Annotated in this window: 17 protein-coding genes and 1 riboswitch; of the genes, 15 read left to right on the top strand and 2 right to left on the bottom strand. The window is 36.2% G+C overall.

The genetic code is table 11. The features are described from left to right. Window positions 1–160: 160 nt before the first annotated feature. The 6 genes from BUB48_RS06420 to BUB48_RS06395 all read left to right on the top strand — a co-directional run bounded on the left by BUB48_RS06420 (window position 161) and on the right by BUB48_RS06395 (window position 5,917). Window positions 161–760, top strand: a complete 600-nt coding sequence (locus BUB48_RS06420) for a TetR/AcrR family transcriptional regulator (RefSeq protein ID WP_073025420.1) — start codon at window positions 161–163, stop codon at window positions 758–760. A gap of 157 nt (window positions 761–917) precedes the next feature. Further along, entirely contained in the window at window positions 918–2,906 is a 1,989-nt protein-coding gene (locus BUB48_RS06415) for a methyl-accepting chemotaxis protein (protein ID WP_073025419.1), read from the top strand. Between the two features lie 190 nt (window positions 2,907–3,096). Beyond that, window positions 3,097–4,110, top strand: a complete 1,014-nt coding sequence (locus BUB48_RS06410) for a DUF4434 domain-containing protein (protein WP_073025418.1) — start codon at window positions 3,097–3,099, stop codon at window positions 4,108–4,110. Window positions 4,111–4,217: 107 nt separating this feature from the next. Continuing rightward, complete coding sequence (locus BUB48_RS06405; RefSeq protein ID WP_073025417.1) at window positions 4,218–4,817, top strand: nitroreductase family protein; 600 nt, start codon at window positions 4,218–4,220, stop codon at window positions 4,815–4,817. A 50-nt stretch (window positions 4,818–4,867) separates the two neighbouring features. Further along, window positions 4,868–5,185, top strand: coding sequence for a MazG-like family protein (locus BUB48_RS06400; protein WP_073025416.1), 318 nt, complete (start codon window positions 4,868–4,870; stop codon window positions 5,183–5,185). Window positions 5,186–5,239: 54 nt separating this feature from the next. Beyond that, a riboswitch (THF riboswitch) is annotated at window positions 5,240–5,333 on the top strand. Window positions 5,334–5,395: 62 nt separating this feature from the next. Next, complete coding sequence (locus BUB48_RS06395) at window positions 5,396–5,917, top strand: folate family ECF transporter S component (RefSeq protein ID WP_073025415.1); 522 nt, start codon at window positions 5,396–5,398, stop codon at window positions 5,915–5,917. Window positions 5,918–5,985: 68 nt separating this feature from the next. On the opposite strand, the gene BUB48_RS06390 is transcribed toward BUB48_RS06395, so the two are convergent. Beyond that, window positions 5,986–7,089, bottom strand: a complete 1,104-nt coding sequence (locus tag BUB48_RS06390; RefSeq protein ID WP_073025414.1) for an aminopeptidase — start codon at window positions 7,087–7,089, stop codon at window positions 5,986–5,988. Window positions 7,090–7,236: 147 nt separating this feature from the next. On the opposite strand from BUB48_RS06390, the gene cwlD reads away from it, so the two are divergent. The 8 genes from cwlD to BUB48_RS18040 all read left to right on the top strand — a co-directional run bounded on the left by cwlD (window position 7,237) and on the right by BUB48_RS18040 (window position 16,890). Then, entirely contained in the window at window positions 7,237–7,935 is a 699-nt protein-coding gene (gene cwlD, locus BUB48_RS06385) for an N-acetylmuramoyl-L-alanine amidase CwlD (protein WP_408631042.1), read from the top strand. Window positions 7,936–8,180: 245 nt separating this feature from the next. Beyond that, the gene (locus BUB48_RS06380; RefSeq protein ID WP_073025413.1) at window positions 8,181–9,623 is read left to right on the top strand and encodes a TrkH family potassium uptake protein; all 1,443 of its coding nucleotides are present in this window, start codon (window positions 8,181–8,183) and stop codon (window positions 9,621–9,623) included. 196 nt (window positions 9,624–9,819) lie between these two features. Next, window positions 9,820–11,154 (top strand): Trk system potassium transporter TrkA, encoded by a 1,335-nt coding sequence (trkA, locus tag BUB48_RS06375; protein ID WP_073025412.1) that lies wholly within the window; start codon window positions 9,820–9,822, stop codon window positions 11,152–11,154. 21 nt (window positions 11,155–11,175) lie between these two features. Beyond that, a complete protein-coding gene (locus BUB48_RS06370) occupies window positions 11,176–12,630 on the top strand; it encodes a TrkH family potassium uptake protein (RefSeq protein ID WP_073025411.1) in 1,455 nt (484 codons plus the stop codon). 129 nt (window positions 12,631–12,759) lie between these two features. Then, complete coding sequence (locus BUB48_RS06365) at window positions 12,760–14,355, top strand: spore germination protein (RefSeq protein ID WP_073025410.1); 1,596 nt, start codon at window positions 12,760–12,762, stop codon at window positions 14,353–14,355. Between the two features lie 21 nt (window positions 14,356–14,376). Further along, on the top strand, window positions 14,377–15,480 hold the full coding sequence (locus BUB48_RS06360; RefSeq protein WP_073025409.1) for a GerAB/ArcD/ProY family transporter: 1,104 nt from the start codon (window positions 14,377–14,379) through the stop codon (window positions 15,478–15,480). Then, entirely contained in the window at window positions 15,464–16,726 is a 1,263-nt protein-coding gene (locus BUB48_RS06355; RefSeq protein ID WP_084524401.1) for a Ger(x)C family spore germination protein, read from the top strand. The genes BUB48_RS06360 and BUB48_RS06355 overlap by 17 nt, the downstream gene beginning before the upstream one ends. Continuing rightward, window positions 16,726–16,890: a hypothetical protein gene (locus BUB48_RS18040; protein WP_175548375.1), complete on the top strand. Its 165-nt coding sequence runs from the start codon at window positions 16,726–16,728 to the stop codon at window positions 16,888–16,890. The genes BUB48_RS06355 and BUB48_RS18040 overlap by 1 nt, the downstream gene beginning before the upstream one ends. Window positions 16,891–16,958: 68 nt before the next feature. Here the strand turns inward: BUB48_RS18040 and BUB48_RS06350 are convergent, their stop codons facing one another. Next, the gene (locus BUB48_RS06350; RefSeq protein ID WP_073025408.1) at window positions 16,959–18,074 is read right to left on the bottom strand and encodes a DUF362 domain-containing protein; all 1,116 of its coding nucleotides are present in this window, start codon (window positions 18,072–18,074) and stop codon (window positions 16,959–16,961) included. A 219-nt stretch (window positions 18,075–18,293) separates the two neighbouring features. Between BUB48_RS06350 and BUB48_RS06345 the strand changes: the two genes are divergently transcribed. Continuing rightward, on the top strand, window positions 18,294–19,466 hold the full coding sequence (locus tag BUB48_RS06345) for a M20 metallopeptidase family protein (protein WP_073025407.1): 1,173 nt from the start codon (window positions 18,294–18,296) through the stop codon (window positions 19,464–19,466). The last annotated feature ends 20 nt before the right edge of the window (window positions 19,467–19,486 follow it).

Below are 19,486 nucleotides of genomic sequence, written 5' to 3'. Positions count from 1 at the left end.
TATAACCACTGGACATTTGGGTAAGAATAGAAGGAATGGTGAAATAGCATAAAAAATGGTAATTAATTGTATAACAAAGGCTATTGTGTCAAATAAAGGGTAGTAGTATAATTAACCTAACGAACATTCGGTAGTCAATGTTCCTTTGGAGGGAAATAATATGTCAAATAAAACAAATGATATGATACGTTATACAGCTTTTAAAATGTTTGTAGAAGTTGGTTATGAAGCAACAAATATAAGAAGCATTTGTGAGGAAGTGAAAATTAAACCATCTTCTTTATATTTTTACTATAAATCCAAACAGGAGTTATTCTTTAGTATTTATGATGAAGTCTGGGAAGAAAAACTAAATATATCAAAAAACATTGATGAATTAGGATCTGATATACCTCCAAATATGAAGCTGTATTTTCTTTACAAGGGCTTTATGGATTATTATTGTCAGAACATTATAAAGATGAAATTTTTATTTAGATATCATTTGTTTCCTCCGGAAGATATTGCAGATATTATAAGGGAAAAGTACAGAGAATGGACAAGCAAAGAAGATGAATTGATACAGGACATGATTAAACAATGCGTGGAAGGAGGAGTTTTATCAGATGAGAGAAGCTTAAGTGATTATGTATATGAGTATAAAAAATTTGAAAGATCCCAATTATTTGAGTTAATAATCAGCAATACCAGAAAGAATGATATGGAAATTTACAATTGTTGGTTAAAATTTTGGAATTGTAGTATGTTGAGTTCTAATTAAGTTTTCCGTAGAAACTCCCATGAGCAACTTTATATTAAGAGTTTACACTGAAAAGATATTCTGTCCGGTGGAAGCAATAATTTAGGTGGATTAACAGTTGATTAAAGGCTGAGAGATGCAGAATTGAAGATAATATTATGTTATGGGGGGTACAGAAATGAAAAGCATTAAGACAAAATTGATATTGTATTTTTCTACTTTAATGATGTTATCTTTAACGGTATTAGGTGTTATCAATAGCAATAGAGCCAGTGAATCCCTAACCAATGAGGCAGAAAAAGCGCTTAAATCTCTTTCCTTTGAAGCTGCTAAGTTAGTTGAGACCAGAGTTGAAACGCAAATGAAAACTCTTAATATGATATCTATGAGAGAAGATATTAAAACAATGGATTGGACAGCACAGAAGGCTGTGATAGAAAATCAAGTGAAAGCGACTAATTTTATTGATATTGGAGTGGTTCAACCTGATGGAAAAGCCTATTATGCAGATGGCTCAACCATTGATTTAAGCGATAAAGATTATGTATCAAAAGCTTTAAAGGGAGAAGCAAATGTATCAGATTTGTTTATTAGCAATATTACGAATGATATTGTTTTTATGTATGCAACTCCAATAGAAAGAGATGGAAAAGTAGTTGGAGCATTAATAGGTAGCCGTTCATGGAAAGCATTATCAGATATTATACAAGATTTGGGCTACGGTGATAGCGGTTATGCTTATATGATTAACAATTCAGGGACAGTAGTAGCACATCCAGATAATCAAAAAGTTCTAGACCAACGCAATGCCATTGTTGAAGCTAAAAACGATCCTTCACAGGCTTCTGTAGCTCAATTATTCGAGAAGATACTAAAAGAGAAAGAGGGAATAAGTAGCTATAGTTATCAAGACAAGGATTTATATGCTGGATATGCACCTGTTAGGGGAACCAATTGGATTATGATAATTACTGCTGATAAAAGTGAAGTGCTGTATGAGGCAGTTCAACTTCAGAAGTTTACTATAGTGTTTGTTACCATAGTTATAATAATAGCCATAGTTCTTGTTTATATTATAGGAAGTTCAATAACAAAACCCATTATTTTTGCAGCCAAGCATTCGGAGAAAATTGCTGCTTTGGATATTACACAAGATGTTCCTCAATTTTATATAAATAAAAAGGATGAGATTGGTGCTTTGTCAAAGGCCATACAGACCATAACTTACAGCCTAAGGGATATAATAGGACAAATAAGTGATTCATCTCAACAAGTATCAACGGCTTCAGAAGAGTTGACAGCTACTTCTCAACAATCGGCAAAAGTAGCTGAAGAGATTTCTAAGACTATAGAGGAAATATCCAGGAGCGCTACAGACCAGGCAAAGAACACGGAAGAAGGAGCAAATAAAGCATTTTTGCTGGGAAAGAGCATTGAAAAGGATCAAGAACATATGAATGATCTCAATGAAGCTGTTAAAAGAGTAGAGGAAGTAGTTGAAAAAGGCTTGGAAGAAGTCGATAACTTATATAGGATAACTGAAGAAAGCAGTGAAGCTATAAGGGAAATCTATGATATCATATTGAAAACCAATGATAGCTCCAATAAAATCGGAGAGGCAAGCGGTGTAATATCAAGAATAGCAGAACAGACAAATTTACTGGCATTGAATGCAGCTATAGAAGCTGCAAGAGCAGGGGAAGCAGGTCGTGGTTTTTCAGTAGTTGCTGAAGAGATTAGAAAGTTGGCAGAACAATCATCGGCCTCAACGAAAATGATTGATGGAATGGTGAATGAACTTCAAAGCAATTCAAAATCTGCGGTACTGACAATGGAAAAGGTATCTGACATATCAAGGCAGCAGAGAAGCAGCGTAATAAACTCCAGAGAAAAATATATGTCTATATCACAAGCCATGAGTGAAGCTATGAGCGCTCTTGATAAACTAATTATTTCCGGTCAGGATATGCAGAACATGAAAAATGAAATTTTATGCACACTCGAGAGTTTGTCTTCTATTGCAGAAGAGAATTCTGCTTCAACTGAAGAAATGACTGCAACATTAGAGGAGCAAACTGCATCTATCGAAGAAATTGCCTATGCCAGTGAGAGCCTTTCAAACCTTGCCCAAAGTCTTCAATCTATAATTATGCGATTTAAGGTATGATATGGATATTATAAACATCAATAAAGCAAACATACTTTTGTTTTGCTAGTATACATAATGTGATATAATGGTTTAAAGATGAATTATCTGCTCTAAAGTTCGGTTTATATATGGACAGGCTGTCAAATCAGTTGTTGTGAGTTTTTGTTAGTTTTAGCAAGGTTCTTGTGGCCATGATGAGGTAAAACATATGAGAAGATGGAAGAAGGTTTATGTTATAATACTGTTATTAGTTAGTGCTATTGCATTTTCATATTCAGAGCAAGAAGTTTCAAAAACATTAGCCAAACCTAGTGGAGTATTTAGCGCTTCTTTCATTCAATACTGGCACTCCAAGGACTGGGACAAGGCTAGGTGGGTTAAAGAATTGCTTATGCTTAAAGAAGCCAGTGTAGAGGAATTGATAGTCCAGTATATAGCCGATACTAGAGACAGATATGCGGTTTACCCCACAAGTATAGAGAATTATGAACATAATCAGGTGGACATGCTTGATAATCTTCTTAGTGCAGCAGATTTTGTAGAGATGAAAGTGAGAATTGGTTTAGGCTTTAACAATGATTGGTGGATTAAAAATGCAATGGATCTGGAATGGTTGATGAATGAAGCGGAAATTAATAAGAGAATATTTAATGAAGTAATAGATAATTATGGTCATCATCCTTCCATTGAGGGTTGGTATATACCCTATGAGTTCTATCAGTTTACTGCCGTGACTAAGAACTATCAGAAGAATTTAAATAAATTTCTTAAGGAAATAGCTTGGGAAATTAAGTCAAAAAGTGATAAGGAAATAATGATATCTCCATTTTATAATTCAAACTATAGATGGATTATGCCTCTTGCCAATTGGAGAATGTTGGTGGAGAATGCTATGAGAAATACAAAGATAGATATTCTTGCACTTCAGGATGGTGTAGGAGTAAATAATGTAGATATAAAGCAACTTAGCAGTTTGTTTGCATACACAAAGAAAAGCACAGATAAGCTGGGAATAAAGCTTTATGGAAATGTTGAGACCTTCGAAACAACATCTGATGGAAATAAACCGGCGGCTAAAGAAAGAATATCCATTCAGATGCTTTTAGAAAAACCTTATGTTGAGAAATTTGTAGCATTTAGCCTAAACCACTATCAAAATTATGATGATAAGGAAGATATAAAGAGTTTTATCAACTATCTCAACCAATATTTATATCATTGAAAAGGCTTCATTGACTTATGAAACACATTGATTTTTTAAATATATGAAATTAGTAAATACTATCAATGTTATGAAAGGTATATTAAATAAAAAGGAGATGAAGTTTAATGGCAAGCGATTTTTATACAGCGGTGAAAGAAAGAAGATCCATATATGGAATAAGTAAAGAAACCACTATTTCCGATGAAAGACTGGAAGAAGTTATAAGAGAAGCGGTGCTGCATGTACCGTCTGCATTTAACTCCCAGAGTGGAAGAGTGATTCTACTGCTAGGTAGGAGTCATGATGCATTATGGGATATTACAATGGAAGCACTGCGAAAAGTTGTTCCGGCAGATAAATTTGCTCCAACTGAGGAGAAAATAAACTCTTTTAAGATGGGATACGGGACAATATTGTATTTCGAAGATATGAGCATAGTCCAATCGTTGCAGCAACAGTTCCCTAGATACAAAGACAACTTTCCTATATGGTCACAGCAATCATCGGGTATGATTCAATATGTTATTTGGACAGCTTTGGAGGCAGAAGGTTTGGGAGCGTCGCTGCAGCATTACAATGAGTTGATAGAAGAGGATGTAAGGAAGCATTGGAGCATTCCTGACAACTGGAAGCTTATTGCCCAGATGCCCTTTGGAAAGCCAACAGTTCCAGCAGGAGAAAAGGAGTTTATGCCTTTAGAAGATAGATTTAAGATATTCAAATAGTTAATTTCAGCTAGTTATGAACCCAGTATATTGATGACGGGGGTATTGTGATGAGGTCAACGGAGTATAAAAGCGTAAGCTTGCCAAGGCTTAACAATCTTAAGCCAAACATTGAATCTACAGCCCTTAAGCTTATGGAAGAAGCGGGGGAACTGGCCCAACTTATAGGCAAATATAGAGGGCTAAACGGAGAAGAATGCACAATGGAAGAAGCTGTGGTTATTGACAAGATAGCTGAAGAACTTCTTGATGTGGCGCAAGTTGCTGTTTCAATGATGTATGTGCTGGAAGAAAATTATAATATATCCATAGATGAAAAACTGAAACAGCATATTGATAAATTAATAAAAAAAGGTTATATAAAATAGTTGTAAATTATGTAAAAAAATATTATCATTATAAATATTGATAATTAAATAGCTGACAGAGTAGATGCCTGCGCGTTAAGTGTTAGTGGATGGGAAGTTGCCACTAAACGAAAGGGTTATCCTGCGATGCAGCATCGCATCCGCTGTCACATGGAGAAGCCAACTCTTCTTTAGTGTGACCTGTCAGGTTAAACAAGGAGGAGGTTTTTTTTGTTTAATGAATCCAGAAGAGTAAGTACATTTTCCATTGTGGTTGGAGGATTGCTAGCAGCCATGAGCATTATACTAGCCAGATTTTTCGGTTTGTACCTGTTTGGCAATTCGGTGAGGCTTAGTTTTGGTGATATTCCTATTCTGTTATCCGGTGTCATGCTTGGACCTGTTGTGGGAGGGCTGACAGGAGCTATAGCAGATATTGGAGGGGTTCTTATGACGGGAGGAGCTGCAGGACCATACTTTCCGGGATTTACAGTGAGTTCTTTTCTTACTGGTTTCATACCTGGATTGGTATTTCTTAGGTCCAAAGATGAGCACAAATTGATTAAAATAATAATTTCAGTTGTAATTGTCACAGTGCTAGTATCATTTGGATTGAATACTTTATGGCTTAGTATACTTCTTAAAAAGGGATTTTGGCTGCTTTTGCCTGCTAGAGCAACTACAGCTTTAATAATGGCACCTATTGAGGTTGCTATACTTTATCTATTGTTGTCAAGAATAAGGATTGGGTAATGAAAAAAGGGGGAGTGGCCCCCTTTTTTCATAATAACGATGTTTCTCAGGATGATTAGCAACTGGTGTTATATTATAAGCTTTCCGTCTTTGTATATCAGTTCTCCATCGGCGTATATTTCTCCACCGTTCTTCATATCGCATATCATATCCCAGTGGAGGCTGGATACATTTTTACCTCCGCATTCAGGCATGCCTGCCCCTACAGCTATATGAATTGTTCCTCCTATTTTTTCATCAAATAGTATGTTTTTAGTGAATTTCTTAATGCCATAATTAGTTCCTATTGCAAACTCACCTACATATCTGGAACCTTTGTCAATATCCAGCATCTGAAGAAGGTAATCTTCACCTTTGGCTGCTTTTGCATCAACAACTTTACCATCTTTGAATGTCAGGATAATGTCTTCCACTTCTCTTCCATTGTATATTGCAGGATATGTATATCTAATATGTCCGTTTATTGATTCTTCCACAGGAGAAGTAAATATTTCACCGTCGGGGAAGTTTACTTTGCCGTCGCAGTTTTCCCACGTTCTTCCTTTAGCACTAAGCTTTAAGTGAGTGTCCTTTGCAATTATTTCAAACTCTGATTTGGTATTGAGTATTTTCACCAATCGCTCCTGTTCTTCATGAACCTTCATCCAGTGAGCCACAGGATCTTCGGAATCAATATGTCCTGCACCATAAACAAAATCTTCATATTCGGACAATGACATTTCTGCATCCATAGCACTTCCGTTTGTAGGGAACTGTGTTCCGCACCATCTTAATGAGCCATTACCCATTCTCTCCATATAAATTTTGCTGTATTCTGCCATAGCCTGGGATCGCAATTTCATTCTGGTAGGGTCTATATTGCTAAAGGATTTTGTATTGTGTTCGCCACATATAGTGAGATAGGCATCTACAGTCTTAATCAGGTCCAGAGAATAAGGTGGTACATAGGATAACTGCTCATCACTTCCATATTTAAGGAAGATTTCATTTAGCTCTTCGGGATTGTTGAATACGATTGGATGTGCACCGGCCAAAATAGCTTCTTTATAGACTTCTTTAAGTAAAGGCTCACATGCAGTTTTGCAATTGATCATAAAAGTGTCACCTTTTTTCAACCTTAAGCTATAATTTACCAACAGCTTTGCAAGTTTGCTGACTCTTATATCTGCCAATTTAACCCCTCCTTATTATATATATAATAATAATTATATCATATTGTCACTTTTATGAATATTACATACTTAACATCTATATTTTATAATATAAGATTTTTTGGGGGTGCTACATTGAGGGTCATAGTTATTGGTAGAAAACAGTTGATGAAAATAACGGCTATGATTATGGGGTTAATTTTCTTATTGTTTTCTGCAATTTTCATTGATACAGACGCAATGATTATAAGCAGATTTCCAATGAAAAATAAAATAATCATCATTGATCCGGGTCATGGAGGTATAGATCCCGGAGCAATAGGTGTAACGGGTGTGTTGGAAGATGAGATAAACCTCCAAATAGCTCTTAAGCTTAGAAAATTAATAGAGCAATCCGGCGGAATTGCATTAATGATCAGAGAGGATGATAGCGGGTTGTATAGTGGAGGCAGCTCGAGGATAAGAGAAAAAAAGAATGAGGACTTGAGAGAAAGGCGCAAGATGGTTAACGAATCAAGTGCAGATATCTTTATAAGCATTCATCTTAATTTCTTTCCGCAATCCCAATATTATGGAGCCCAATGTTTCTATAATGAAGGGGATGAAGAGGGGAAAAAGCTTGCTGAGCTTATTCAGGCTGAGCTAATAGATGTCATAAGGAATAATAATACAAGAAAGGCAAAAAGCATTGATACTGTATATATACTGAAAAACAATAAAATGCCCAGTGTTCTAGTGGAGTGTGGATTCATATCAAACTATGAAGAAGAAAGGCTCCTCAAAGATGAGAAATATCAGGAAAAACTGGCCTGGGCCATATTTATGGGTATAATGAAATATTTGGAAGGGGAAAGTTTGAAAATTTAAGACATAGGACTATGATATAAGAAGAATAGAGTAGAAGAAAAGGCTTCCTTAAGTGCTATAAATCCTTCAATAGGAAGTCTTTCTTTTTAGTTGCAGAAAAGATGATGACAATGTATAATTGTAAAATGTTGTAGTATTAGAAAAGCTATAGTAGAATGAGTAGTACAAGCACTTTAAGGTAAGTTATATATATTCAGCACGTGTATGTGAAATGTATTAGGACAAGCTTTATAGGAGGACATGATATGAATTTGAAAATGGTATTAAAGGGTTTGGGCACTCTATTGTTATGTGAGGCCATAGCTTTATTGCCCTCAATACTTGTTTCAAGCATTTATAAAGATGGAGCCGTGATGGCATTTATCTATACATTATTCTTATTGATAATTGCTGGGTTACCTTTAGCAAAATTAAAACCAAAAGCAAACAGCATATATGCAAGAGATGGATTTGCTATTGTTGCTGCTGGATGGATAATCATATCATTGTTTGGTGCACTTCCATATTACTTCAGTGGCTCAATATTAAGTTTTGGAGATAGTCTATTTGAAGCAGTATCCGGTTTTACTACAACTGGAGCAACCATACTGGATAATGTTGAAGTATTACCTGCCAGTATATTGTTCTGGAGAAGCTTTACAAATTGGTTAGGAGGCATGGGAGTTCTTGTTCTTACTCTTGCAATATTGCCATCAGTTGGAGCAGGAACCTTACAGATTATGAAAGCAGAAGTGCCCGGGCCCAACCCGGGTAAAATTGTTCCAAGAATAAGCAATACAGTTAGAATACTGTATAAAATATACCTTTCCATAACAATAATAGAGATAGTATTGCTTCTTGCATCAGGTCTACCTCTATATGATTCCTTTATTCATGCTTTTGGTACCACAGGGACAGCGGGAGTTTCCAATAAAAATCTTAGTATTGCAGCTTATGATAATGTAGCAACAGAAATTATTATTACAATATTCATGCTAGCTTGTGGTGTTAATTTTACATTGTATTATCAAGTTATAAAAGGAAATGTAATGGCATTATTAAAAGATGAGGAGTTTAGATTCTATATAGGAGTAGTGATTGGTTCTATAATACTAATATCAGTTAATCTATATGGAAATGTATATCAATCCATAGGGGAGTCATTGAGGCATTCTTCATTCCAGGTGGCTTCCATGATAACTACCACCGGATATAGTTCATCAAATTTTGATACATGGCCATTATTTAGTAAAATGATATTATTATTACTGATGTTTATAGGAGGAAGTTCTGGGTCTACAGTTGGAGCTATAAAAAGCATCAGAATACTTCTTTTGCTAAAATCAACTAAGATAGAGATGAAATCTATAATACATCCTAAAGCAGTGTATTCTGTCAGATTGGGTAATAAAATAATTGATGAAAAGACTTTGAGTGGGGTAAAGAATTTCTTTTTTGCCTATATATTGATTTTTGTCGTTGCAGTAGTTGTAGTATCATTGGATGGATTCGATTTTTCTACAACTTTATCTGCAGCAGCAGCTTCCTTGGGAAATACAGGAGTAGGTTTTGGAGATGTTGGACCTTTGGGAAATTACTCTAATATGTCAGGGCTAAGCAAAGCTGTGCTTTCAATTTGCATGCTTATGGGCAGGCTTGAAATATATCCTATTTTGGTCTTGACTATGCCTAGTTTGTGGAAGAAATAGATAAATGAAGTATAGGAATATAGCTAAATATTGAAACAACAATAATTTTCACATAATAGCTATGCATTTTAGCATAATTAGTAAAATTTGCGTTTTATGCAATAATGTTTCTGTTTTCTCGTGTTGTAATAAAGTTATTAATAAGTTAAAATGTAATTTTAGGATTATGCCAGATGTATCATATGGAGGGAATTTAATGAAAATTATTATTATAGGGGCAGGGAAAGTAGGGTATAATCTCGCTTTGGAACTATCAAAAGGGAATCATGATGTAACAATAATTGATAACTATTCTGAAGCCTTAGCAAAAGCTGAAGAGAACCTGGATGTATTATGCATTAAAGGAAACGGTGTCAGTACCAATATTTTGTTAGAAGCAGGTATTAAGGATGCAGATCTTTTGATAGCAGTAACTGACAGCGATGAAGTAAATATGGTCTGCTGCTTGACGGGCAAGAAGCTGGGTGCAGTTAAAACTGTTGCAAGGATAAGAGATCCTGAATATGCTATGGAACTTGCCATGCTGAAAGAGGAAATTGGATTAGATATGGTTATCAATCCAGAGCATGCGGCTGCCGAAGAAATAGCTCTTAGTCTTTCTTTTCCTGCTGCAATTGATGTGGAAAATTTTGCAAAAGGTAGAGTTAAGATGATAGAGCTGAAAATAAACGATGAAATGCCTGTAGCAGGGGTAAGACTTAAAGATCTGCCTAATAAGAACCTTCAATCTGCGTTGATTGGAGCTGTGTTAAGAGATGATAAAGTCATAATACCTAAAGGTGATTTTCAGATAAAGAATGACGATATCGTATATGTGTTAGGAAACACCTCTGGTTTGATTAACTTTCTTAAATTATGTGATGTTGCTCAAGTAAAAATAAGAAATGTAATGGTAGTAGGAGCTGGAAGAATAGCCTATTATCTATCACAGATGCTCAATGACATGGGCATAAGGTCAAAATTGATTGAAATAGACAGAGAAAAATGTGAAGATTTTGTCTCTTATCTTCCAGATGCTCTCATCATAAATGGTGATGGTACCGATGAAGAAGTGCTGAAATCAGAGAATATTGGGGAAATGGATGCCTTTGTAGCGCTGACTGGCATGGATGAGGAAAACCTTATTGCTGCGTTGGTAGCCAAACAGAACGGGGCAAAAAAGGTTATAGCTAAAATAAGCAGAACGAACTATATGGGAGTCATTCATAAATTAGGTATAGATAATGTAATATGTCCAAAGTTAATTACTACAAGGCACATATTGAAATTTATAAGAGGTAATTCTGTAGAAACATTATATAGGATAGTAGAAGGACAGGCAGAAATTTTAGAACTAATTGCTACCAGGGGAAGCAGAATTATTAATACACCTCTTAAAAAATTAAGATTAAACAAGGATGCTATAGTAGCTACTATTGTCAGAAAGAATCATGTTGTAATACCACATGGTAATGATGTAATTCAAGAAGATGATAGAGTTATAATAATAACAAAGGATAAAAATATAAGTGAATTGGATGATTTGCTGTAAGCTCCGCAGGAGGTAATAAGTTTGAATATAAAAATGGTGTTAAGAAGCCTAGGGATGATCTTGATTTGCGAGGCTATTGCCATGATGCCATCTCTTATGGTCTCATTCATTTATAAAGATGGAACCGGGGTTGCATTTTTCTATACTATATTTATTTTATTGGTTGTTGGAATATTATGTGTAATAGCTGTAAAGCCAGAAAACAAAACCATATATACAAGAGATGGATTTGCTATAGTAGCTTTTGGATGGATAATGATATCTCTGTTTGGAGCATTGCCCTTTTATCTTAGCGGATCTATACCTTCCTTTATAGACTGTATTTTTGAAACAGTTTCAGGATTTACCACTACTGGTTCAAGCATTCTAAAGGAAGTTGAGACTTTACCCAAGGCTATCTTATTTTGGAGAAGTTTTACCCATTGGATAGGCGGAATGGGAGTTCTGGTATTAACTATGGCTTTGTTTCCTATAACAGGTACGGGAGCCTTTCAAGTTATGGTGGCAGAAAGTCCAGGACCTATACCGGGGAAACTAGTTCCCAAGGTGGCCAATACTGCTAAAATATTATATGCCATATATGTTTTATTCACTTTTGCTGAAATAGTATTGCTGGTTATGGCCGGTCTACCTCTTTTTGATGCTTGCATACATACCTTTGGAAGTGTGGGAACAGGTGGTTTCTCAAGCAGGAATACAAGTATCAGTTCATTCAATAATGTGCTTGTTGAAATTATTATAACCATGTTTACATTTATGTGTGGTGTTAACTTTTCATTGTACTATCAAGCTATAAAGGGAAACTTTAAAGCTTTTTTAAAAGATGAGGAGTTCAGATTCTATTTGGCAATTGTCTTAGGCGCCATTTTGCTTATTAGCATAGATTTATGCGGAAATGTGTTTGAAACCATAGGAGAATCCATAAGGCATTCTTCATTTCAGGTTGTGACCATAATAACTACAACAGGCTATAGTTCTACTGATTTTAACAATTGGCCCATATTTTCAAAGGTGATATTATTCTTTTTAATGTTCATAGGGGGATGCGCAGGATCAACAGGAGGAGGCATGAAAGTCATAAGGATACTGTTACTTATGAAATCTACGAAGACAGAACTTTTGAGGATAATTCATCCTAGAGGTGTATATCCTGTAAGGATAGGTAATAAAGTAGTTGAAGAAAAATATGTTGGGGAAATAAAAAACTATTTTTTTATGTATATGTTGATATTTGTAATAGCAGTGTTGGTAGTTTCTTTAGATGGTTTCGACATGTTGACCACATTGTCTTCTGTGGCAGCTACATTGGGCAACATTGGACCTGGTTTTTCTGTAGTAGGACCTTTGGGAAATTATTCGGAAATGTCTGTTTTAAGCAAATTGGTGCTATCCTGTGCAATGCTTATTGGAAGGTTAGAGATATATCCAATATTGCTTCTAAGTATACCTGCTTTTTGGAAAAAAGTTAATATATAGAATTTGCTTACTGGCCTCTGGATTAAAATTCAGAGGCTTTTTGCATAGTTATTAGGAAGTTTATAGATACTAATTATTGCAATTATAGCTATTCTCTGTATACATAAATTTCGAGGATGGTGACCAAAGATGCAAAAAAAGTCCTGGTGGGACATCTTTATATATAAAGAAAAAACTCAAAATCAACAGTTTGAGCTTTTGGAGTCTAAGGAAGATGACAGCAATGTAAGTAGTTGGGGAAAACACAGAGCTGGCAAAGAAGCCTATATTTATGTGGATATAAAAAGAAATTTAAGGAGAATTAAAGAGGATTTCAATATTCCTAAAAATGCAGATATAACAATAAGAAAACTAAAAATATGCGGGCATATAGATGCATTTTTGGTTTTTATTGATGGATTGATAGATAAGAAGATGATGAATAAAGTAGTACTGAAAAACCTTATGCTGGAAACCACGGGATTGGATTATGAAGAAGAAAATTTCATAGATGCTTTGGTTGATAAAGTACTAAATGTTGGCACCATAGGAAAATCTAACTTGTTTGATAAAATTGAAAATCAGATCACAAATGGATTTTGTGCCCTTTTCATAGATGGATATAACAAGTGTCTCTTATTAGAAATCAAAGACTATCCAAAAAGAAACATAGAAAAGGCCGAAAACGAAAAGACTATAAGGGGTTCTAAAGAAAGCTTTGTTGAGGATTTACCCACTAATATCTCCATATTGAGAAGACTATGCAAAAATAAGAATCTCATAGTGGAGTACATGAACATAGGAGCAGATAACAATATAGGATGTGCTCTAGTCTATATAGATGGAATAATTAATCCGGAGATACCAAAAGAATTGAAGAAAAGAATAAACAAAGTAAAATCTGAGAGCATCTTGAGTAGTGGGATGCTGGAACAGTGGATAGAAGATAGCAAGTGGCAGCTTTTTCCTCAGGTGCTGAATACGGAAAGACCGGACAGAGCTGTGTCATTTTTGATAGAAGGTAAAGCACTAATAATAGTAGAAGGTTCACCCTCTGCAAATGTAGTGCCAATAACGTTTTTTAATCTTTACCATACTTCTGAAGATACGGATTTGAGATGGCAATATGGTACCTTCATAAGTATTGTAAGATTGATAGGGACGATTATGGCAGTATTCTTGCCGGGATTTTACATGGCATTGGTATTGTACAGCCAGGAGATGATTTCTTCTGAATTGCTGGCATCAATAGCAAGCGCACGAGAGGGAGTACCATTTCCGACAATAATAGAGCTTATGGTTATGGAAGTGGCTTTTGAGCTCATAAGAGAAGCTTCATCGAGGGTACCTGGAGCTATAGGAGAGACATTGGGTATAGTTGGAGCTTTGATACTGGGTCAGGCAGCGGTTCAGGCAGGTCTGGTAAGCCCCATACTTATAATAATAGTTGCTGCTTCAGGTATTGCAAGCTATGTAATACCTGACTATTCTTTGTCGTTGGCTGTGAGAGTTTCCAGGTTCTTTTTTATAATAATGGGATATATGGCGGGGTTCTATGGAATATCAATAGGAATGTTCGTATATTTTGCCATCATGTGCAGCATAAAATCTTTTGGAGTGCCTTTTATGGCACCTGTTGCTCCTAAGCTAAGAACCAGTCACGATATAATTGCAGTTAGACCTATAGATGGAATGAAATATAGACCTGATAAGATGAATACTCTAAAAAAGCAAAAAAGCAAATGATCTATTGGAGGATAGGAGCTTATGGATGAAGGCAAAATAGGCAATGTGGAGATGATTTGCTTGCTGGTAAATGCCATTGCATGCAAGGCTTTCTTTACAAGCGTAGCAGCGGTTGTGGAGAAAGTGGGAACTGCAGGATGGTATATGGTTCTCATATCAGATATTGTGGCGATTGGTGTTTTCAGCCAGATGTATGCATTGTCAAAAGCATACCCTGGGAAAAACCTTCTTGAAATATATGATGATATAGTTGGAAAGAAGGTTGGAAAAGTACTCTCCTTCATTTCCTGCATAATGCTGTTTGTTACAGTCAGTATCACACTCAGGGAGTTCACAGATGCAACTAATGTATATCTTCTCCATGAGTCACCTCCGGGTTTTATTGTAGGTATGTTTATCATAGCCATGGTAACTGTATGTTTTTTGGGCATTGAAGGATTGGGAAGAGTGGCCAAATTTCTATCTTTTATATTGCTATTTAATTTTTTGATTGTAATGGTGTTATCATACAGAACATTCCAGGGCTATAAGCTTTTTCCTATATTGGGTTATGGCTTGGGTAATACTGTAAGACATGGAATAATGAGAAGCTCTGCCTTTGGAGAATTTATACTCCTTGGTGTTTTTGCAAAAGCTTTGAACAATACTAAAGATTTAGGCAAAATAGGGTATAAAAGTCTGATTATCGGAGGATTAATTATTTCAATTGTATTATTTTCGGTAATCATATCATTCCCTTATTATGTTACCACTGAGCTTGCAGATCCTCTATATATAATGGTATCCCTCATTCAATACGGAAGATTTTTTCAACGCATAGAAGTCGTATTCATATTTACATGGAACTTGAGCACATTGATAGGTCTTACTGCCATATTTTATGGATCAATCATTTGTTATTGTCATGTGTTTAATATTAAAGACAAGAAGCCTATAATAATTTCCTTTGGAATTTCAACATACATATCAACTTTAATAGTTCCTTCTATCTCAATAATTCTTGATTATATAGTCCCAATTTTCAGGGGATATGGATGGATAGGCTTTTATACTCCCATATTCATATCCTGGGCTATATGGCTTCTATTCAGAAGGGGGAAACAGACCAATGTTGAGAAGAGTTAGGCTGATATTGTTACTGTTTTTCATAGTTTTCCTATCGATATCATGCTACGATGCCCATGAAGTTGATGATTATGCATACGTGACTACTATAGGAGTGGATAATGGAACTGCAGATAAATGGCGTTTCAGTTTTCAGATAACCAACATGAGAAGCAGTGGATCCAAGGAAACATTTGATGGAAAAGAAACCTCTGAGTATTTAACCATTACCATAGATGCGCCGGATTTTTTTCATGCGGCCAATATACTGGATACATCCATAGCTAGAACTATTAATTTCAGGCATACCAAGTACATTGTCTTATCAAGGGACATTGCAGAAAAGGGAGAATTCAATGAGACTCTGGGTCCTATAATAAGATTTAGGGAAATAAGGAGGACTACAGGAGTAGTGGTTTCCACAGGCACTGCCCAATCATTTATAGAGGAGTTTAATCCCAGGATAGGAATATCCATGGCCAGAATGCAGGAAGGACTTATGGAGCAGTCAAAGCAGACAGGGTTCTTTCCTGAGATACAGCTGAAGGATTTCTACAGCGGAACAAAATCAAGCTACAGACAGTCTGTGGCTATTCTGGCTGCTGTAAATGATTTTAGCATCTTACAACAAAATGCAGAGGATGATGAGAACAAAATAGAATTAGGAGAAAGAAAGGCAGGGGAGTTGCCCAGAAAGGGAGGTAATACGGTTGAATTCTTCGGCGCTGCCGTATTTGATGGTGATAAGATGGTGGCTGAATTTAATGGATATGAAACCAGGATTATGCTTGCATTGAGAGGAGAATTCAAACAAGGGGTTTTTACCTTTCATGATCCATTGAAACCTGAACTCTATGTATCCATAAATCTGAAACAGCAAAAAAAACCAAAAGTAAAAGTTGAGTTTGATGGGGATAAACCTGTAATACATGTTAAGTTGTTGATGGAAGGAGAAATATTATCAGTTCAGAGCAGAATAGATTATGAAGAAGCAAATAAGATAGGTTATCTGGAAGGCGCCGCAGAAGATATCATAAAGCAACAGGCAGAAGCATTGATAGATAAGGCTAAGGAGCTTAATGTGGATTTCTTGAATTTTGGCAGCTATTTTGTAAAGAGCTTTCTTACTATACAGGAATGGGAAAAATATAATTGGATAGAGCGAATGAAAGATGTAAAAGCAACGGTGGATGTGGAGGTAAAAATCAGGAGGACAGGAACCATGATAAAAAGTTCTCCAATTAAAGGTACGGAGGAAGAGGAATAATGAAGAATTATTTATTGCTTATTTTTATACCTCCTATCATATATATTGGAAGTTATGGCTGTTATTGCTGGAAAAAGGGAAATAAACCAGAGGGATTAGGAGCTTTTATTGCTGCAGCCATTCCCTTTATATTGACCATTATGATGTTTATCACCAGCTCATAGGCAGCATTTCTTATGAATAAGTTTAATATTTGAATCATGCAAAAAGATAGAGCAAGGTTTTCCTTGCTCTATAGTTCTATCAACTCATAATCTCTGTTGCCCATGCCCAGCTCTTCACCATAGGACAATTGCATTTCTCCTTTTGTATCCGGATGTATTGCCTTAAACTTATCTTCACCGCTCTTTAGGCCGCAACCACATTCGCCTATTTCGCTGAAAGCATTTCCCAATTGCTTGTTTACAAGGTCATAACTGGCCTGATCTATAGCTATTGGGTCAAAGGAGGACAGTATACCGATATCCGGAACGATAGGAGCATCACTCCAAGGTACGCAGTCACATAGGGGAGTAACATTCATCACAAAGTTTATGAAGGCGATTTTGCCTTTCTTTGTTGACCAGGCACCATAAGCATATTCAGTCATTCTCTCGATAAATGCATCCATTGCAGTGCCCCATTGAGGCTTTATAACATTATAGATGCACATGGAAACACATTCACCGCATCCTATGCATTTTTCATCTTGGATAAATGCGGAGCCATCCACCATTATGATGGCATCTGCGGGACAGTTTTTGAGACACATCTGACATGCTTTGCACATGTCTCCTACCTTTGGCTTTGCTGTTGAGTGCTGTTGCTGCTTGCCTGCTGCCGGAGCACAACCCATAGCCATATTTTTTATGGCTCCTCCGAAGCCTGCGGTTTCATGTCCTTTGAAGTGAGACATTACCAGCATAGAGTCTGCATAATATACGTTTGACGCTATTTTTACATCTTTGAAATGTTTCTTTTCAATATGTACATCCACTGAATCCTTGCTGTATATTCCATCGGATATGACCAAAGGTGCATTTACAACAGCATAGGCAAAGCCGTTTTCTATGGCGGTCACAAGATGATCCACTCCGTTGGATCTGCTGCCTTTATATAAAGTATTGGAATCCGTTAAAAATGGTTTGCCTCCATATTGCTTTATTTTATCAACGACTTGTCTCACATAAATAGGATTAATGAATCCATTATTACCTTTCTCTCCAAAATGTATCTTTATGGCTGTGAGCTTATCCTGTTCTATTATATCTTTGAATCCTGCTTTATCAAACAGCTTTGAAACTTTTTGGGATATACTCTCTGAACGCCTTCCTGCCCTCATGTTATAAAAATAGACTTTTGATTTCAAACTCATCCCTCCAACATATTTTGGTAGTTTTTATCTATAGTATGGTAACATTCTGAGGGAAAAAATACCTGTAAAGTAGGGGTATTTCCTCGTACCTAATTATACTATTTCTTGAGGCAATATGAAATATACAGTTTAACTGTATTGAAGATCATGTTTCCCATTGCTATAATTTATCTCAAATAATCAATACATCAAAAACAGAAAGGAGAGTATATGATGGACTTTCTTAAAAAAGCTATGGAGCATAAGAAAAAGTTGATAGATATTAGAAGAGATTTTCATAAAGAACCGGAGTTAGGTCTTGAAGAGTACAAGACTTCCCAAAAGATTAAAGGATATCTTGAAAGTATGGGAATTGAATATAGGAGTGTGGCAAAGACCGGTATAAAGGCAGTGATAAGAGGTAAAGGAAGCAAAACCATAGCTTTGAGGGCTGATATGGATGCTCTGCCTATTGAGGAGAAGGCTCAGCATGAGTATAAGTCTCAGATTCCAGGAAAAATGCATGCCTGCGGTCATGACGCCCATATGGCTGTACTGCTGGGAGCGGCTATGATATTAAAGGACATGGAAAATGAGCTGAATGGGAATGTGGTATTGCTCTTTGAACCTGCAGAGGAAACGGTTGGGGGTGCAAAGCTAATGATAGAAGAAGGAGTTTTGGAAGATCCCCATGTGGACGCAGTAATAGGTCTTCATGTTGGAGAAAATCTCCAATGCGGCACCATTGGGTTGAAATCAGGAGCGGTTAATGCGGCTTCAAATCCCTTCAGCGTGAAGATTAGAGGGAAAGGTGCTCACGGAGCTCATCCAGATATGGGAATAGATCCTATAACAATAACCTGTAATATCATAAATGCACTGCAAACGATGATAAGCAGGGAGACATCTCCTACAGAGCCTGCAGTCTTGACTATAGGTGCTATACACGCTGGTACTGCTGAAAATGTTATTCCGGACGAAGTAGAATTTAAAGGCACCATCAGGACATTGAGCATGGAACATAGACAATTCATGAAATCCAGATTCAGGGAAATAGTGGAAGGAGTATCTGCATCCATGAGAGGAAGTGCAGAAATTAACATTATTGATGGATATCCCTGCACATATAACGATGATATGATGTTGAAGCTTGCATGGGAAACTGCTCCAGAGCTGATTCATAGCGATAAAATCATAGAATTGAAGGAACCCAGCATGGGTGTGGAAAGCTTCGCATATTTCTCCATGGAAAGACCTTCATTATATTATGTGTTGGGTTGCGGTAACAAGGAAAAAGGCATAATTTATCCAGGACATAACAGCAGGTTCGATATTGACGAAGACTGTCTCCCGTTAGGTTCTGCATTACAGGCATTGTTGGCATATAATTTTTTAAATAAGAAGTAGCATTAAGGCGTTAATAGCCT

The sequence above is a fragment of the Lutispora thermophila DSM 19022 genome (assembly GCF_900142105.1).
Classification (GTDB): Bacteria; Bacillota; Clostridia; order Lutisporales; family Lutisporaceae; genus Lutispora; species Lutispora thermophila.
The sequence above is the reverse complement of the archived record's forward strand: the minus strand, read 5'-3'. Positions and strand labels throughout refer to the sequence as shown.